At 72.5% G+C, this 14210-nt stretch carries 15 protein-coding genes; 4 read left to right on the top strand and 11 right to left on the bottom strand.

From position 1 onward, the window contains the following. Window positions 1–87: 87 nt before the first annotated feature. Window positions 88–1797 carry an LCP family protein gene (locus tag ABZ478_RS20445; protein ID WP_359551355.1) on the bottom strand — a complete coding sequence of 570 codons (1710 nt, stop codon included), beginning with the start codon at window positions 1795–1797 and terminating at the stop codon, window positions 88–90. 260 nt (window positions 1798–2057) lie between these two features. Between ABZ478_RS20445 and ABZ478_RS20440 the strand changes: the two genes are divergently transcribed. The 3 genes from ABZ478_RS20440 to ABZ478_RS20430 all read left to right on the top strand — a co-directional run bounded on the left by ABZ478_RS20440 (window position 2058) and on the right by ABZ478_RS20430 (window position 4808). Next, entirely contained in the window at window positions 2058–2471 is a 414-nt protein-coding gene (locus ABZ478_RS20440; RefSeq protein ID WP_359551353.1) for an SRPBCC family protein, read from the top strand. Window positions 2472–2618: 147 nt separating this feature from the next. Then, on the top strand, window positions 2619–3839 hold the full coding sequence (locus ABZ478_RS20435) for a phospholipase D-like domain-containing protein (protein ID WP_359551350.1): 1221 nt from the start codon (window positions 2619–2621) through the stop codon (window positions 3837–3839). Between the two features lie 129 nt (window positions 3840–3968). After that, window positions 3969–4808, top strand: coding sequence for a DUF1206 domain-containing protein (locus tag ABZ478_RS20430; RefSeq protein ID WP_359551348.1), 840 nt, complete (start codon window positions 3969–3971; stop codon window positions 4806–4808). 9 nt (window positions 4809–4817) lie between these two features. Here ABZ478_RS20430 and ABZ478_RS20425 read toward each other — a convergent pair whose 3' ends face one another. From ABZ478_RS20425 to ABZ478_RS20380, 10 genes are all read right to left on the bottom strand, one after another. After that, entirely contained in the window at window positions 4818–5324 is a 507-nt protein-coding gene (locus ABZ478_RS20425; RefSeq protein ID WP_359551346.1) for an ATP-binding protein, read from the bottom strand. Between the two features lie 58 nt (window positions 5325–5382). Then, the gene (locus tag ABZ478_RS20420) at window positions 5383–5742 is read right to left on the bottom strand and encodes an STAS domain-containing protein (RefSeq protein ID WP_359551343.1); all 360 of its coding nucleotides are present in this window, start codon (window positions 5740–5742) and stop codon (window positions 5383–5385) included. Window positions 5743–5786: 44 nt separating this feature from the next. Continuing rightward, complete coding sequence (locus ABZ478_RS20415; RefSeq protein WP_359551341.1) at window positions 5787–6179, bottom strand: STAS domain-containing protein; 393 nt, start codon at window positions 6177–6179, stop codon at window positions 5787–5789. After that, window positions 6176–7282 (bottom strand): cobalamin-dependent protein, encoded by a 1107-nt coding sequence (locus ABZ478_RS20410; protein WP_359551338.1) that lies wholly within the window; start codon window positions 7280–7282, stop codon window positions 6176–6178. The genes ABZ478_RS20415 and ABZ478_RS20410 overlap by 4 nt, the downstream gene beginning before the upstream one ends. Further along, window positions 7279–8958 (bottom strand): PP2C family protein-serine/threonine phosphatase, encoded by a 1680-nt coding sequence (locus ABZ478_RS20405; protein WP_359551335.1) that lies wholly within the window; start codon window positions 8956–8958, stop codon window positions 7279–7281. The genes ABZ478_RS20410 and ABZ478_RS20405 overlap by 4 nt, the downstream gene beginning before the upstream one ends. A gap of 107 nt (window positions 8959–9065) precedes the next feature. Continuing rightward, window positions 9066–9920 carry an oxygenase MpaB family protein gene (locus ABZ478_RS20400; RefSeq protein ID WP_359551332.1) on the bottom strand — a complete coding sequence of 285 codons (855 nt, stop codon included), beginning with the start codon at window positions 9918–9920 and terminating at the stop codon, window positions 9066–9068. 31 nt (window positions 9921–9951) lie between these two features. Further along, window positions 9952–10440: an MSMEG_6728 family protein gene (locus ABZ478_RS20395; RefSeq protein WP_359551330.1), complete on the bottom strand. Its 489-nt coding sequence runs from the start codon at window positions 10438–10440 to the stop codon at window positions 9952–9954. 34 nt (window positions 10441–10474) lie between these two features. Next, window positions 10475–10708 carry a DUF2945 domain-containing protein gene (locus ABZ478_RS20390; protein ID WP_359551327.1) on the bottom strand — a complete coding sequence of 78 codons (234 nt, stop codon included), beginning with the start codon at window positions 10706–10708 and terminating at the stop codon, window positions 10475–10477. A 37-nt stretch (window positions 10709–10745) separates the two neighbouring features. Further along, window positions 10746–10886 (bottom strand): hypothetical protein, encoded by a 141-nt coding sequence (locus tag ABZ478_RS20385; RefSeq protein ID WP_359551326.1) that lies wholly within the window; start codon window positions 10884–10886, stop codon window positions 10746–10748. A gap of 417 nt (window positions 10887–11303) precedes the next feature. Next, entirely contained in the window at window positions 11304–12764 is a 1461-nt protein-coding gene (locus ABZ478_RS20380) for an MFS transporter (RefSeq protein WP_359551323.1), read from the bottom strand. A 235-nt stretch (window positions 12765–12999) separates the two neighbouring features. On the opposite strand from ABZ478_RS20380, the gene ABZ478_RS20375 reads away from it, so the two are divergent. Continuing rightward, a complete protein-coding gene (locus ABZ478_RS20375; protein ID WP_359551320.1) occupies window positions 13000–14193 on the top strand; it encodes a cytochrome P450 in 1194 nt (397 codons plus the stop codon). Window positions 14194–14210 lie beyond the last annotated feature (17 nt).

Raw genomic sequence — 14210 nt, 5'->3', positions numbered from 1 at the left:
GCTCACCGGTTCGATCAACAGTAGCCCCGCCGCGGCGGGCACCGCGCCCCCGGCCGCGGCCCGGGCGCGGCGCTCCGGAGCGACGTCTCAGTCGTCGGAGTCCGGTTTGCCGCGCGCGGCGGTGTACGCCTGGGCCGGTGTCATCGGGACACCGCCCAGGCTGACCGTCTTGTAGGGGCTGACCTTGGCACAGGTCTTGGCCTGGTCGGCGGTCTGGGCGTGGGCGTTGGAGACGGCCGCCCCGGTGTCGGCCGGTTCCGGCGACGCCGAGGTGCCGGGCCAGGTGGTGCCGCTCGGCCAGTCGGCGCCGACGACGAGGGTGAGGCCGGTGCCGGTGCCCTGCTCGAGATGCGAGGCGGGCAGGCCCAGGGCCTTGGCGGCGGTCCGGGCCTCGCCCTTCTGGCCGGTGCCGTAGGTGAGCGTGGTGGTGGCCGCGGAGCTGGGGGCGTTGGCCGTGGTCGTACCGGTGCTGAAGCCCTTGCCGGTGAGGGCGGCCGCGACGGCGGAGGCGCGGCCGGTGATCCCGGTGCCGTTCTCCACCGTGACGGCGATGTCGGAAGCGGGCACGGCCTTCGCCTCGGCGGTCGCCGAGGCCGCCCCGGACTTCTTTCCCGAGCCGGTGGTCAGTGAACGGTCGTCGGCGATGGCGGAGAACAGCGCCTTGGCGCCGGAGCCCACCACGACCCGGTTGCTGTCGCCCGGGTCGGCGCCGGTCTGCATCGTGGTGAAGGTCATCCGCTCGGTGGGGACCTTGTTCACATCGGTGGCGAGACCGATCAGCTTCTTCACGGTGCCGAGGCCGTCGTCCACGGTCAGCGCCTTGGTGGCGGCGTCCGCGAGATCGTAGACCGCGCTCGGGTCGGTGAGCGTGCCCGCGCTCTTGAACTTGCGGATCATCGCGCCGAGGAAGATGTGCTGGGAGATGGTGCGCCCGAGGTCGCTGCCGTCGCCGAAGCCGTGCCGGGAGCGGACGAACTCCAGGGCCGCGACGCCCTTGAGGGTGTGGCTGCCCTCGGACAGCTTCAGATGCGAGTAGGTGTCGTAGACGTCGTCGGTGACGCAGACGGAGACTCCGCCGACCGCGTCGGACATCTTGACCACGCCGGAGAAGTCGAGCTTGACGAAGTGGTCGATGGGGATGCCGGTGAGCTGGTGCACGGTGGCCACCTGACAGGCGGGGCCGTACCGCAGCGCGCTGTTGATCTGGCCGTAGTACCCGCCCGTGGACCGGCCGGTCGCGGCGTCCTTGCAGGCCGGGACCTTGGTCATGGTGTCGCGGGGGATGCTCATCACGGTGGCGTTGGAGCGGTCGGCGGATATGTGCACCACCATCTGCACGTCCGCGTTGCTGCCGTCCTGGACGCCGGTACGCGAGCAGCCGCCGCCGAGTTTGCAGTCCGCCTTGCTGGTGCGTCCGTCCGAGCCCATCACCAGGATGTTGATCGGGGTGCGGCCGAACGCGTCGGCCTTCTCGGTGCCGCCCTTGCCGTCGAGCGAGACGCTGTGGATGTTGCCGTTCAGATGCTCGTAGAACCACCAGCCGGCACCGGCGGTGGCCAGTACCGCGAGCGACAGGCCTATTCCGGCGATCCGCAGCGCGCGCCTGCCGCGCCGGACCGGCCGGGCCCGCCGCGCCCGTGCGCTGCGGCGGGGCCGGGCGGCTTCCCCTGCCGCCTGCCGGGCGGCACCGCGGCCGCCGGAGGGGTGCGGGGCGCCGGACTCGTCGGTGCGCTGTGCGGGCACCCGGGCGGTGCCGCGCGTGGCCTGCCCGCCCGGGCCGTCCCACGGGTCGCTCATCTTCCACTCCCCCTGAACGGTCGGGCCCGGCAGACCGGACCGTTCGGGTGCACGGGCGGGCTTCACCTGGGTTTCTTTGGTGGCGAAATCTAACAAACCCATGGCGCGAACAGCACGGATACTGGGGCAATTCACAGGTGAGAGATCGGCAAGAACGGCTGCCGGGGCCGTCCGGCGCCGGGACGAACCGGGGCTTTTCGGCGGGCGCAAATGGGGCACGCGTCCGGGGTACGTGTTCCGACCGGAGGGGCGGTGTCCCGATGTCCGAGTACGAGCGTTCCCGCACGATGCCCGCACAGCCCGAGCATGTCTTCGACCAGGCGGCCAACGTCGGCCAGCTCGACGCCTGGCTGCCGCGGGAGCTGCACGTGCACGTGGAGGATCCCCCGGCCGTCACGGTCCACGAGGACGAAACCGACAGGGACACGGCGGCCCTCATGCGCGCCGAGAAGGACCAGATGCGCATCGAGTGGGGCACTCGCGAGCAGGGCAGTTACGCGGGCTGGCTCCAGGTCGCGGGAATCGGCAGCGGCGCCAGCGAGGTGACCGTGCACCTGTCCTTCTTCGACGAGAGCCACGACCCGGGCGAGCGGCAGGTGTGCGACGCCCTCGAGCACAGCCTGCGGCACCTGGAGGAACAGGTACGGCTGCGCGTCGACAACGCGGCGGGGTGAGCCGCCGCGGGGCGCGTGTCCGGTGAGCGGACACCGCCCGTCCCCGAAGGCATGTGACGCGCCCTGCGGGTATACGTACGCCCGGCGGATCCGGCGCCCGCCCCGAAGCCATGGCCAGGGGGCGGGCCACGACAGGGGAGGCAGGGCATGTTGCAGCGGACGGCGGAGGAAGACGGGCACCCGGACGCGGGCGCGACGACGACGGAGGACACGGAGGCCCGCAAGCAGCGGCTGCGAAGACGGCTGGAGCGTCTGCTCGGCATCGCCGCGACGGAGGGCAACCGGCTCACGCGGCTGCGCAACGGCGACGCGATCTTCCCGGCCATGCTCGAGGCGATCCGCTCGGCGCGGCACACCATCGACATGATGACCTTCGTCTACTGGCGCGGCGAGATCGCGCACGAGTTCGCGAACGCGCTGGCGGAGCGGGCCAGGGCGGGGCTGCGGGTCCGGCTGCTGCTGGACGGGTTCGGGGCGAAGGAGATCGAGCCGAGCCTGCTGGACGCCATGGACGAGGCCGGGGTCCAGGTCGCCTGGTTCCGCAAACCGGTGCGGCTGTCCCCGCTGAAGCAGAACCACCGCTGTCACCGCAAGGCTCTCGTCGTCGACGAGAGCCTCGCCTTCACCGGCGGCGTCGGCATCGCGGAGGAGTGGTGCGGGGACGCCCGTGGTCCCGGCGAGTGGCGGGACACCCATGTGGAGGTGCGCGGACCCGCCGTGGACGGCATAGCCGCCGCCTTCGCGCAGAACTGGGCCGAGTGCCACGACACTCTCTACGACGAGCGGGACCGGTTCGTCGAGCACGAGCAGCCGGGCCAGGCGGTCGTGCAGGTGGTCCGGGGGTCGGCCAGCTTCGGCTGGCAGGACATGCAGACGCTCGTGCGGGTCGTCCTGACGTCGGCACAGGAGCGCTTCCGCCTCTCCACCGCGTACTTCGCGCCCGACGACTACTTCGTCGACCTGCTGGCCGCCACCGCCCGGCGCGGCGTGCAGGTGCAGATCCTGCTGCCCGGGCCGCACACCGACCAGCGGGCGTGCCGCCTGGCCGGGCAGAACCACTACCAGCGGCTGCTGGACGAGGGCGTCGAGATCCGCGAGTACCAGCCGACCATGCTGCACACCAAGATCATCACGGTCGACTCGGTCGCCTCGCTGATCGGGTCCACGAATTTCAACCGGCGCTCCCTGGAGCACGACGAGGAAGTCATGCTCGCCGTGCTCGACGAGGAGTTCACCGCCGGCCTCGACCGTGACTTCGACGAGGACCTGGAGCGCAGCGAGCCGGTCGACCCCGTGCGCTGGCGGCGCCGGCCGGTGCTCCAGCGGGCCCGCGAGCTCTCGGTCGCACCGATCCGCAGGTTCCTGTAGAGGTTCACCCCGTCGGGTATGAGCGTTTCACCCCGCCTCATGCGGGTTCGCCCCGTCCCATCGCACGCGGTGGGACGGGCACCCGCGCCGGGCAGGTGTCGAACCCCGGTCCGGGGGCATCGGCGCAGTATGAATGCACAGTCATGGGCCCTGCGTGGACGGGGCCACGCCCGCCGCGCGGCCGACAGCACGGCGATGGCCGCGGCGGCCCGCTCGGGATTCGCCGCCCGAGGACTGATCTACGTACTGGTGGGCGTCATAGCCCTGCAGATCGCGTTCGGCGGCGGCGGCAAGCAGGCCGACCGCGGCGGCGCGCTTGGCGAACTCGCGTCCAAGCCATTCGGCTCGGCGATGCTGTGGATCGTCGGCGTCGCCCTCGCCGGCATGGCGCTGTGGCGGCTGTCGGAGGCGGTGTTCGGCGGGGCCGGCGCGGACGGGAGCAAGGCGTCCAAGCGCGCCATGGCCGCCGCGCGGGCCGTGTTCTACGCCTTCCTGTCCTTCTCTGTCCTGTCGTACGCGGCCGGGGACAAGGGCAGCGGAAGCGGCTCCTCCGACCGGAACACCGACGACGTCACCGCCACCGTGCTCAAGTGGCCGGGCGGACAGTGGATCGTCGGTGTCGCCGGGGCCGCCGTGGTGGTCGCGGGACTGTGGATCGCCGTCCGGGCCGTGATGAAGAAGTTCCGCAAGCATCTGCGGACCATGGAGATGTCCCACAAGGCCAAGCGGTTCACCGACTTCTTCGGAGTCGCCGGCGGTACGGCCCGAGGCCTCGTCTTCGCCGTCGCCGGGGTCTTCGCGCTGGTCGCGGCGGTGCAGCACCAGCCCGGCAAGGCCAAGGGCATGGACGACACGCTGCGTTCGTTCCGCGATCTGCCGGCCGGTCCGTGGCTGCTCGCCCTCGTCGCCCTGGGCCTGGCCGCGTTCGGCGTCTTCTCCTGGTGCAACGCCCGCTGGCGCGAGGTCTGAACCGGCGTCCTAGGGTGCGTCCCCGGCCCGGCCGGGCAGCGGCACGGTGGTCGTGACCCGTTTGCCCCGGTCGTGCCGGGTGACGCGCACCCGGCCGCAGATCCGGAGCACGAGGTGCAGGCCGCGGCCGCCCATGCGCTCGGCGTCCACGGGCCGGACCACGGGCGATCGCTGGGAGGTGTCCGAGACGGTCACGCGCAGCTCGTGCCGGCCGGGAGCGACCTCCAGGAGCATCCCGCAGGGGCCGGGAGCGTGGCGCAGCGCGTTGGTGATCAGTTCGCTGACCACCAGTTGCGCGTCCTGACTGGCACGCAGCACGGGAGGGTGCCCGGCCCGGGCGAGAAGGGTGCGGACGGCGCCGCGCGCGTCGGCGATGCGCAGGGCGCCCTCGGCCCAGGTCGCGCTGAAGCGGAGCGCGTCCACCGGCTCGGGTGACCCGGCACCGGACACGCCGTTCTGTGGGCCCGGCGTCGTGTGCGGCCCGGGGCCGCCCTCGCTCTCATGCGTCACGGACATTCCGTCCCCCTCGGTGTTCCCGGCATCCTTCCCGGTCTTTCAGGTGGTGCACCGCGGGTCAGGGCGTGTCGCTGGGCAGCGCGCTGTCGCGGGAGTCGGTGATCGTGAAGTGTTCGAGGGTGCCGCTGATGGCCAGCAGCCGGACCAGAGCCTCCTGCAGCGGGCCGAGAATGACGAACTCACGGCCCCGCGCGCGGTGGCGCCGCTGGGCGTCGAGGAGGGCACTGAGCAACTGGCTGTCGCCGAAGGTGACCCCCGAGAGGTCCACGACGGTGGTGGGCAGATCGGACTCGTCGGCCTCGGCCCAGGCGGCGCGCAGCAGGTCGCACTCGTCGAAGTCGATCTCCCCGCGCACCCTGATCTCCAGGACGCGCGCGTGCCGCGCGACCTGCACTGTTGTCTCGGAACCCCACCGCATGCCGTCATCCTGCCATCCGCGGTCGGGGGAAGGCGAGGCCGGTGTCACGACACCACCGCCCCGGTGCCGCCGCCCTCGTCCGGCGGGCCCGGTTCGCCGGCCGCGACGGGTGCGGTGAGATGACCGAGCACGTTGGTGTGCCGCAGCATGCGCTCCAGGACGTCGGGCCGGTGGTCCAGATGCAGCGCGGCCCCGGCCGCCCGGGTGTGCCGGTGGACCATCAGCAGCGCGGACAGTCCCATGGAGTCGATCCACGTGAGTGCGGCGAAGTCCAGGCGCACATGGCGGGGGGCCGGCGGGCCGGCGAGGCCGGCGACGACGGTGTCCACCAGCTCGTCGCTGGTGTCGTAGTCGAGTTCCCCGGCGACGCGCACGGTCAGGGTGGACGGCGCGCTGACCGTGGTGAGGCTGAAGTCGGTGGCAGAGTGCTGGGTCATACGCGCAGGTCGGGTCCGGGTCCGGGCGAGTGAGCACGCTCGAGCAGGGCGGTGGCGCCCTCACGGAGCAGTTCCAGGGTACGCGGGAAGTCACGCAGCCGGTCGGACAGCGCGTCCAGGCCGCTGACCAGGGAGACCGCCGGGACGTTTCGCGCCTCGAGGATCTCCGCGGTCCACAGGAGAAAACCGGTGAACACCTCCACGTCGTCCACGTAGAGCGCCGTGGCCAGGAAGTCGACGATGTGCGCGATGTCCTCGGCGGTCCGCTCCCGCTGTTCGTCACTGTACTCACGCAGCGCGGGGAAACGGTTCTCCAGATCCCTCAGCGTCTGTTTGACGAGCGTGCCGCGCGACTGGACGACCATCGTGTACTCCTGGTCGGCCAGGTGCGGCAGGTCGTCCACGATCTGCCGGGCGGCGGCCGGGTCGGGGTGCGGCAGGTCGGCCTCCAGCGCCTGCGCGGCGCCGCGGGCGTCGGCCGCCCACCGGTCCGCTCCGAGCGCGAACGCGTAGCGGCCCTGCGGGCCGAACGCGCGGCCTCCGGCCAGCACCGGGACGCCGACGGCCTGACAGGCGGTGATGGCCGCGTGCGCGGTGGGCAGGTGGGTGGGGATGGACCCGGACAGCAGCACCGCCCGCGGGTTGGTGTGGTGCAGGTGGGCGACGAGGTGGGGGGTGGGTGTCTGGGCGCCGAGGTAGTCGACCTGCCAGCCGCGCAGGCGCAGGATCTCCGCCACGAGCCGGGCGGGGAAGGCGTGCCACTCCCCGTCCACGCAGCCGACCGTCACACGTCCGCGGTACCCACGCAGGTACGGGCCGCCGTCCTGACGGTGGGCCAGGGCGGCGACCACCCGCTCGTTGATGGCGGTGGCGGCGTGTTCCTGGGCCACGCTGATGCGGTTGGCGGCCCATTCGGTGCCGGCCTTCGCCTGCACCCGGGCGATGACGTCCAGCAGCAGGGTCTCCTCGTCGACACCCTCGGCGAGCGCGCCGTGCACGACAGCGACCGCGCTGTACTCGTCGGCGTCCAGAACGGCCTGCCAGAGCCGGTCCTCGATCCGGCTCACCCGGTCGGCAAGGCTCACCTGTCCGGGAAGGCTCACCTGCGCCTCCCGCGCTCGCCCGCGCCGTCGTGGTCCGCGGTGCCCGGCGAGACCTTCGCCGGGGCGCTGACGGCCACGGTCGCCATGTCGTCGTGTCGGCCCGCCCCGATCCACTGGGCGGCGAGCATCTGCACCCGCTCCACGACCGCCTCGGCGGGCAGCCCGGCGCACTCGGCCAGGGTCCGCCTCAGCCGCCGTTCGCCGAACATCTCGTCGCCGAGCGGCCCGCCGCGTGCCTCGGTGATGCCGTCCGTGTACAGCAGGCAGGTCTCTCCGGGGCCGAGCACCGCCTCGGCGCCGACCGAGCGGATCTCCGGCAGCGCGCCGACCAGGGTGCCCCGGGTGGGCACCTCCTCCACGCTGCCGTCGCGGCGGACGATCAGCGGCGGCAGGTGTCCGGCGCTGGTCAGCCGTACGTGCACCCGGTCGTCGCGGCGGCGCACGGAGGCCAGCACCAGGGTGGCGAACCGGGTGTGCTGGGTGGTCAGCAGGGCGCCGTTCAGCAGTTTCAGCACCTCGTCGTGGTTTCCGGCCAGCGGCAGCAGGGCGTGCAGGGTGTTGCGGATCTTGCCGGTCAGCACGGCCGCGTCCAGCCCCTTGCCCGCGACGTCTCCGAGCACGACGAGGGTCTCCTGCGAGCTCTCGGCACCGGGGTGGAAGTCGTAGAAGTCACCGCCCACCCGTTCCTCGTCCCCGGCGGGGCGGTACTGCCCGGCGTACTCGACCCCGTCCACCGTGTGCAGGGCCGGCGGCAGCAGTTCGCGCATCAGCGTGGCCGTTATGGCGGTCTGCTCGGTGTACAGGCGGGCCGCGGACAGGGCGGCTCCGGCCCGGGCGGCGAACAGCCGGGCGAAGACCTCCTCGCCCTCGGTGAAAACCCGCTCGGTGCCGGAGCGGAGCAGGATGAGGGCCCCGGCGGGGACGCCGTGACCGGGCAGCGGGGTGACGATCACCGAGCCGACGGGCCCGGCGAAGCCCTCCGGGACGACCCAGCCGGGGAGGCCGTCGGGGTCGATCCACCGGGCCGGGACCGGCGGGAATCCCTGCAGGGCCTCCGCCAGGCCGTGCACGGCGCGCGCGTCGATCTGCCGCACGGCCCGCTGGACGGGGCGACCGCGCTGGGCGTAGGTCAGGAAGTGCCGACGCCCCTGCGGGGGCAGCACGAGCACGGCGGCCTCGGCGAGGTGTTCGGCGGCCATGCCCACGGTCGCGTCCGCGCAGCGGGGCACGTTGAGGGTGGACAGCAGCCTGCTGGACACGGCCGACAGGATGGCCACCCGTTCCTGCGAGCTGTGCAGGGCGGTCTCGGCCACGCGCCGGTCGGTGTCGTCGATGAGCCACCACACCACGGCGCCGTCCTCCGACGGGGTGGCATGTGCCTCGTAGCGGCGTTCGTCGATCTCGCCGGTCAGCGGGCCGGTGAAGGTGACGGCCGGTCCCTCGGTGAGGCGCCGGTGGGCCGCGGACAGCCAGGACGGCACGAGGCGCTGCCGCGCGCCGTCGCCGTCCCGGTGCGGCAGGAGCCGGCGGGCGGCGGCGTTCAGGCCCACGAGAACACCGCTCCGGTCGATGACGAGGACCGGGTAGGGGGCATCACCCCAGGTCGCGCCGACGTTGACGCCGGCGTCCCGCGGGTCGGCAAAAGAACTCGGGGAAGCGCACACAAGCGGGGGCACGCACGCCGCGCACCCCACCACCTTCCTGCCTCGGGGGATGTTGTCCTTCGGCAACCGTCCCGCATCCACCGCCGGGAAGCAAGCCGCCCCCAGGCATTCGCGCACCGTCAGCGCGACGGCGGGGGCGGCGCCATGGCCCAGCGGATGGCGCGGGTCAGCAGGTGACCGGCCGGGCGCACCGTGAGGTCCTCGACCAGCGGGACCCGGGGCAGCCGCAGCAGACCGCGGGCCCAGTCCGGCAGGAGGTTCACGGCGTTCGCCGCCAGGGCGCCGTACAGGGGGCGCGCCGCGAGCGGCACCGGCGGTTCGAGGAGCAGGAAGTGTGCCACGGCACGGGCCTCGGGGGTGGCCCTGAGTTCGGGCCGGTAGCTCTCCAGCCGGTCGTACAGGGCGCGGCGGTCGCGCGGCGGGGCGGTCACTCCGAGGGCCTCGGCGACTGTCGCGGTGTCGGCCGCGTAGCCGTCGTAGCCGGCCGCGTCGAGACGGTGGGCGCCGTAGCGTTCGTGGGCGCGCAGGAAGCACTCCGTCTCGGCGGTGTGCACCCAGCCGAGCAGGTGCGGGTCGGCGGCGTGGTACGGCTCACCCCGCCGGGTGTGCCCGCGTACGTGTTCGTGGATGCCGCGGACCTGGTCGACGGCCGCCCGCGCGTCCGCCGCCGTGCCGTAGGTGGTGACGGCCAGGAAGGCGCTGGTGCGCTGCAGCCGCCCCCAGGGGTCGCCGCGGTAGCCGGAGTGGGCGTCGACGGCGGCCATGGCGAGAGGGTGCAGGGACTGCAGCAGGAGGGCGCTCACCCCGCCGATGAACATCGAGGCGTCGCCGTGGACGGTACGGATGGGCCGGTCGGGCCCGAACCAGCGGGGGCCGGGCGTGTTGTGGATCCGGGCGCGGATCTCCCGTCCGTCGGGGCCCGCCACCCGGCGGAAGAGCATCGCGCCGAGTTGGGCGCGCAGGTCCGGCAGCACGGCTTCTCCCGTCTCCCGTCGGCCGCCCGCGTCACTCGCCGGCGGACACCCCGTCTCGTTCCCGGTCGGACCGCGGCCACACATACGGCAGATCGTCGGGGACACCGGGGAACGTGTGGCCGTAGGCGTCGGGATCCTTGCGGACGAGCGCGGAGCGGTGGCTGCGGTGGAAGTCCTCGTCGCCGAGCCAGGGCGGCAGTTCACCGGCGGCCGCGAGAGCCGGCTGGTCGCGTACCGGCGCGCCGGGACGCTCGGCGGCGAGCCCGGCGACCAGCGAGGCGGCGCAACTGTCCTGGTGGCCCTGGTCCCGCCAGACCCGGCAGATCTCCAGGCCGTAGCGGACCAGGGCCTCCTCGTATCCGGTCCACATGCGCACGGCGGGGTGCCGGCGCCATCCGTATCCCGGGACGGTCAGGCCGCGCAGGACCTGGAGCGCCTCGACCCGCTGTTTGCCGAGGCGCCGGCGGTCCAGGAGCAGGGCGGAGCGGTGGAAGTCGGGGTCGGGCAGGAATGTCTGCATGACGGCCGTCCTCACCTCCGGCGATGGTCCGCGGTCACTTCTTGCGCAGGGCGGACGGCTTGTGCACCGCCCGCTTGCCCGACTTGGCGCTGCGGACCTCGTACTGCGGATCGTCGGACGAGGCGTCCACCGTGCGTCCGGCGGCCTCGGTGCGTTTGGTGAGCTTCCGCTCGACCTCGCCCTCCGTGGTGCTTCCGTGGCTCTTCCAGGCCACCGTGTCGCCCTTGGAGAGATCCTTGCCGGAACCCTCGCGCTTGTTCCTGGCCATTGGTCATCGCTCCTTTCCTCGCGTCCCCCTGCCGAGATCACCGGTCGTCCCGTCCCCCGGTCAGGGCTGCGGCGCGGTCGGCGTCGAGCGGTCGGGTGCGCAGCAGGGCCACCACCGGGGCGGGGCGGCCCACACGGACCTGACGCGGTACGGCGTGCTGGTCGGCGTGGCGCGTCATCTCGTTTCCGTCCGGTCGCGGGGTGGGTGGGCGCCGTGGTCTTCGACGTGCCGCGGGGCTCCCGGCCTTGCCCTCCGCGACTCCGTGTACCCCCGGGGCCGGCCCCGGACGCACGGGGCCCACCGCCGGACTGTCGCGGACCTTCGCGCAGCCGGTGCCCGACGTCGGTCTCGTGCGCCACCCGCCCGGTCCCCTCTGTTCGGCCGCCACCGCGACGGCCGGGGCGCCGGGAGGCGCGGCGCCGCTCCCGCCCGGTGTCCGGAAGGCCGTCGCGGCCGGGACCCCGCAACCCGTGGCCGCGGGACGTCGAGTACGTCGTCCCGCGGATGCGGGAGAGCGGCGGGCCGCCTGCTCGGGTTCAGCCTCTCGGCACCGGTACGTCCGGCGCCCGGGCCGGTCTCCGTAAGAAGCCCCCGGTCACACCTCGCCCGCCTTCGCCCGTCCCATGAAGCCCACCAGGGCGACGACGAGCAGGTCGAACGCCACCAGGACCGTCAGGGAGACGCTGAAGGCGTGGGGGGCCGCGGCCGGGCCGGAGTGGTCGGAGACCAGGCGGAAGAAGATGCTGCCGGTCAGGGCCGTGCCCACGGTCGCGCCGATCTCCTGGGCGGTGGAGAGGATGCCGGAGGCGGCGGCCGCGTGGTCGGCGCCCACGGGAGCGAGGACCATGGCCGAGAGCGGCGCCATCGTCAGGCCCATACCGACGCCGGCCACCAGCAGCGGCAGGGCGAGCGGGGCGACCTCGCCGCCCGCGCCGATCTCCCGTACCAGGAGGGCGAGTCCGCCGTAGCCGAGGGCGACCAGGAAGGCACCGGCCGCCGGGGCCCACCGGCCCAGCCGGCTCACCACCCTGCCGCCGAGGGCGGTGGCGCCGAAGAAACCGGCGCCCATCGGGAGGTACATCAGTCCGGAGCCCAGCGGCGACATGCCACGCCCCTGCTGGAGGTAGAGGGACAGCACCAGGAAGCAGGCGCCCATGGTGGCGAAGTAGAACATCATGGCCACCAGGCCCACGGAGAACGTCCGCGAGTGGAAGAGCGTCGTGTTGACCAGGGGTGAGCCGCCCCTCGCCGTGCCCCGGTGCTGTTGCAGCGCGAACGCCCCCAGTACCGGCACCGCCGCGACCAGGCAGAGCACCGACCACAGCGGCCAGCCCGACTCGCGGCCCTCGGTCAGCGGCAGGACGACGGCGACCAGGCCGAACATGACCAGGAGCATCCCTACGACGTCAAGACCGGCGCCTCCGCCGCCGCGCGACTCGGGGACCAGCCGGGGCACCAGCGCCACCGCGACCAGCCCGATGGGCACGTTGACCAGGAAGATCGCCCGCCAGCCGAGGCCGCCCGGGTCGAGCGCGATCAGCGAGCCGCCGATGAGCTGCCCGAACACGGCGGCCATGCCGATCGCCAGGCCGTAGACGTTGAACGCCACCGCCCGGGCGCGCCCCTCGTACATCGCGCCGAGCAGGGCGAGCACCTGCGGGGTGACGAGCGCGGCGGCGACACCCTGGAACACCCGGGCCGCGACGAGCTGTCCGGGGTTCTGCGCCAGTCCGGCACACGCGGACGCGGCGGTGAACAGCGCGAGCCCGAGCACGAACAGCCGCCGCCTGCCGTAGAGATCGCCCATCCGCCCGGACGTGATCATCAAGGTGGCCAGCGGCAGGCCGTATCCGGCGAGGACGAACTGCACGGCGACGGAACTCGCGTGCAGCTCGCTCTGGATGTCCGGCACAGCGACGTTCACGATGAAGAAGTCCAGCACCGTGATGAAGGTGCCGAGCGACACCAGCACGAGCGGACTCCAACGCGGCGGCTCCGCGGAGGACGCGGCGGGCGCCTCCGTCAGTTCCGGCCCGGACAACTCCTCGGTCGTCATGAATGCCCCCTCGGGGATTTACCTCAGTACGTTTCGAATGGCGTGCGTCGTTACGTGCACAAATATTCGCTTCCATGGCGCCCAGGACACCGGAAACATCTTCGCATACGACTTAAGGAAAGAATTCGGCCATGTCAGCGTCGCGTCAGCGGGCCTGCTCAAGCTGGTCGGGATCCACATTCACACCCTGCGAGAAAGCGCTATCCGAGCCGACCGCGCAACGAGAAAGGGAATCATGATCCACGCTGAGGCGACCCCCATGGAGTGGCCGCTGCCGCGCACGTGTCCGATGTCCCAGCCTCCAGCCCTGGCCGAGTACCGCGACGGCCCGCCTCGTGAAGTCCTGCTCCGGGACGGCGGGCGCGCCTGGCTGATCGCCCGTCACGCCGATGTGCGCCACGCGCTCGCCGAGCCCCGGCTGAGCGTCGACGACCAGCACCCGAACTGGCCGAATCGACTCTTGTTCCCGGTACCGCCGAGAGCGGTTTCCTTCTGGCGCATGGATCCGCCCGAGCACGGCACCTACCGGCGAATGGTGGCGCCGGAGTTCACCGCACGCCGTACCCAGATAATCCGCCCGTTCATCGAGTCGGTGGCGGACGAGTTACTGGACGAAATGACCAAGTCGACCGGGCCCGTGGACTTCCACGCGGCTTTCTCCCTGCCTCTCCCGTGCATCGTGATCGCCCGGATCTTCGGAGTTCCGGACGAGGACATGAACGAATTCAAGGCGAGTACGAGCGCCATACTCAACCAGGCGGAACCGGACAAGGCCATCGAGGCGTTCATCGCCACCACCGAGTACCTCGCCCGGCTGGCCGAGGTGCGGGCCGGCGAACCGCGGGACGACCTGCTCAGCCGGCTGACCGTCGACTACGTCCGCACCGGCCGGCTCTCCGGCGAGGACCTGGTGGCGCTGGTACGGCTGATGCTCATCGCCGGGCACGAGACGACGGCCAACCAGATCGCGCTCAGCGTCTTCACCCTGCTGGACCGGCCCGACGTGCTCGCCGAACTCCACGCCGATCCCGGCCTGTTGCCGGACGTCGTCGACGAACTGCTGCGCTACTGGTCGATCGCCCAGGATAACGTTGTCCGCGTCGCCACCGAGGAGTTGACCATCGGCGGCACCCGCATCGCGGACGGGGACGCCGTGATCATCTCCATCCCGGGCGCCAACCACGACGAAACCGTGTTCGCCGCCGCGGCGGACTTCGACATCCACCGGGACAACAGCCACCACCTGGCCTTCGGACACGGTGCGCACTTCTGCCCCGGCGGCCCGCTGGCCCGCATGGAACTGGAGGTGGCGATAGGCGCCGTCTTCCGGCGCCTGCCCGGACTGCGGCTCGCCGTCCCCCGGGAGGAGGTCGCCGCCAGCACCGACACACTCGTCTACGGCCTGAAGAGTCTGCCGGTCGTCTGGTAGATCCCCTCACCGAGGGC

It is taken from the genome of Streptomyces sp. NPDC005706 (assembly GCF_040631045.1).
Classification (GTDB): Bacteria; Actinomycetota; Actinomycetes; order Streptomycetales; family Streptomycetaceae; genus Streptomyces.
Note: the sequence above shows the minus strand (reverse complement) of the source record. Positions and strands in the feature narration are given on the sequence as shown.

Coding starts and splice junctions, on each gene's coding strand:
- ABZ478_RS20385 (WP_359551326.1), bottom strand. CDS start 10,886: ATGACGCGCCACGCCGACCAGCACGCCGTACCGCGTCAGGTCCGTGTG.
- ABZ478_RS20395 (WP_359551330.1), bottom strand. CDS start 10,440: ATGCAGACATTCCTGCCCGACCCCGACTTCCACCGCTCCGCCCTGCTC.
- ABZ478_RS20375 (WP_359551320.1), top strand. CDS start 13,000: ATGATCCACGCTGAGGCGACCCCCATGGAGTGGCCGCTGCCGCGCACG.
- ABZ478_RS20390 (WP_359551327.1), bottom strand. CDS start 10,708: ATGGCCAGGAACAAGCGCGAGGGTTCCGGCAAGGATCTCTCCAAGGGC.
- ABZ478_RS20435 (WP_359551350.1), top strand. CDS start 2,619: ATGTTGCAGCGGACGGCGGAGGAAGACGGGCACCCGGACGCGGGCGCG.
- ABZ478_RS20415 (WP_359551341.1), bottom strand. CDS start 6,179: ATGACCCAGCACTCTGCCACCGACTTCAGCCTCACCACGGTCAGCGCG.
- ABZ478_RS20445 (WP_359551355.1), bottom strand. CDS start 1,797: ATGAGCGACCCGTGGGACGGCCCGGGCGGGCAGGCCACGCGCGGCACC.
- ABZ478_RS20380 (WP_359551323.1), bottom strand. CDS start 12,764: ATGACGACCGAGGAGTTGTCCGGGCCGGAACTGACGGAGGCGCCCGCC.
- ABZ478_RS20420 (WP_359551343.1), bottom strand. CDS start 5,742: ATGCGGTGGGGTTCCGAGACAACAGTGCAGGTCGCGCGGCACGCGCGC.
- ABZ478_RS20425 (WP_359551346.1), bottom strand. CDS start 5,324: ATGTCCGTGACGCATGAGAGCGAGGGCGGCCCCGGGCCGCACACGACG.
- ABZ478_RS20440 (WP_359551353.1), top strand. CDS start 2,058: ATGTCCGAGTACGAGCGTTCCCGCACGATGCCCGCACAGCCCGAGCAT.
- ABZ478_RS20430 (WP_359551348.1), top strand. CDS start 3,969: ATGAATGCACAGTCATGGGCCCTGCGTGGACGGGGCCACGCCCGCCGC.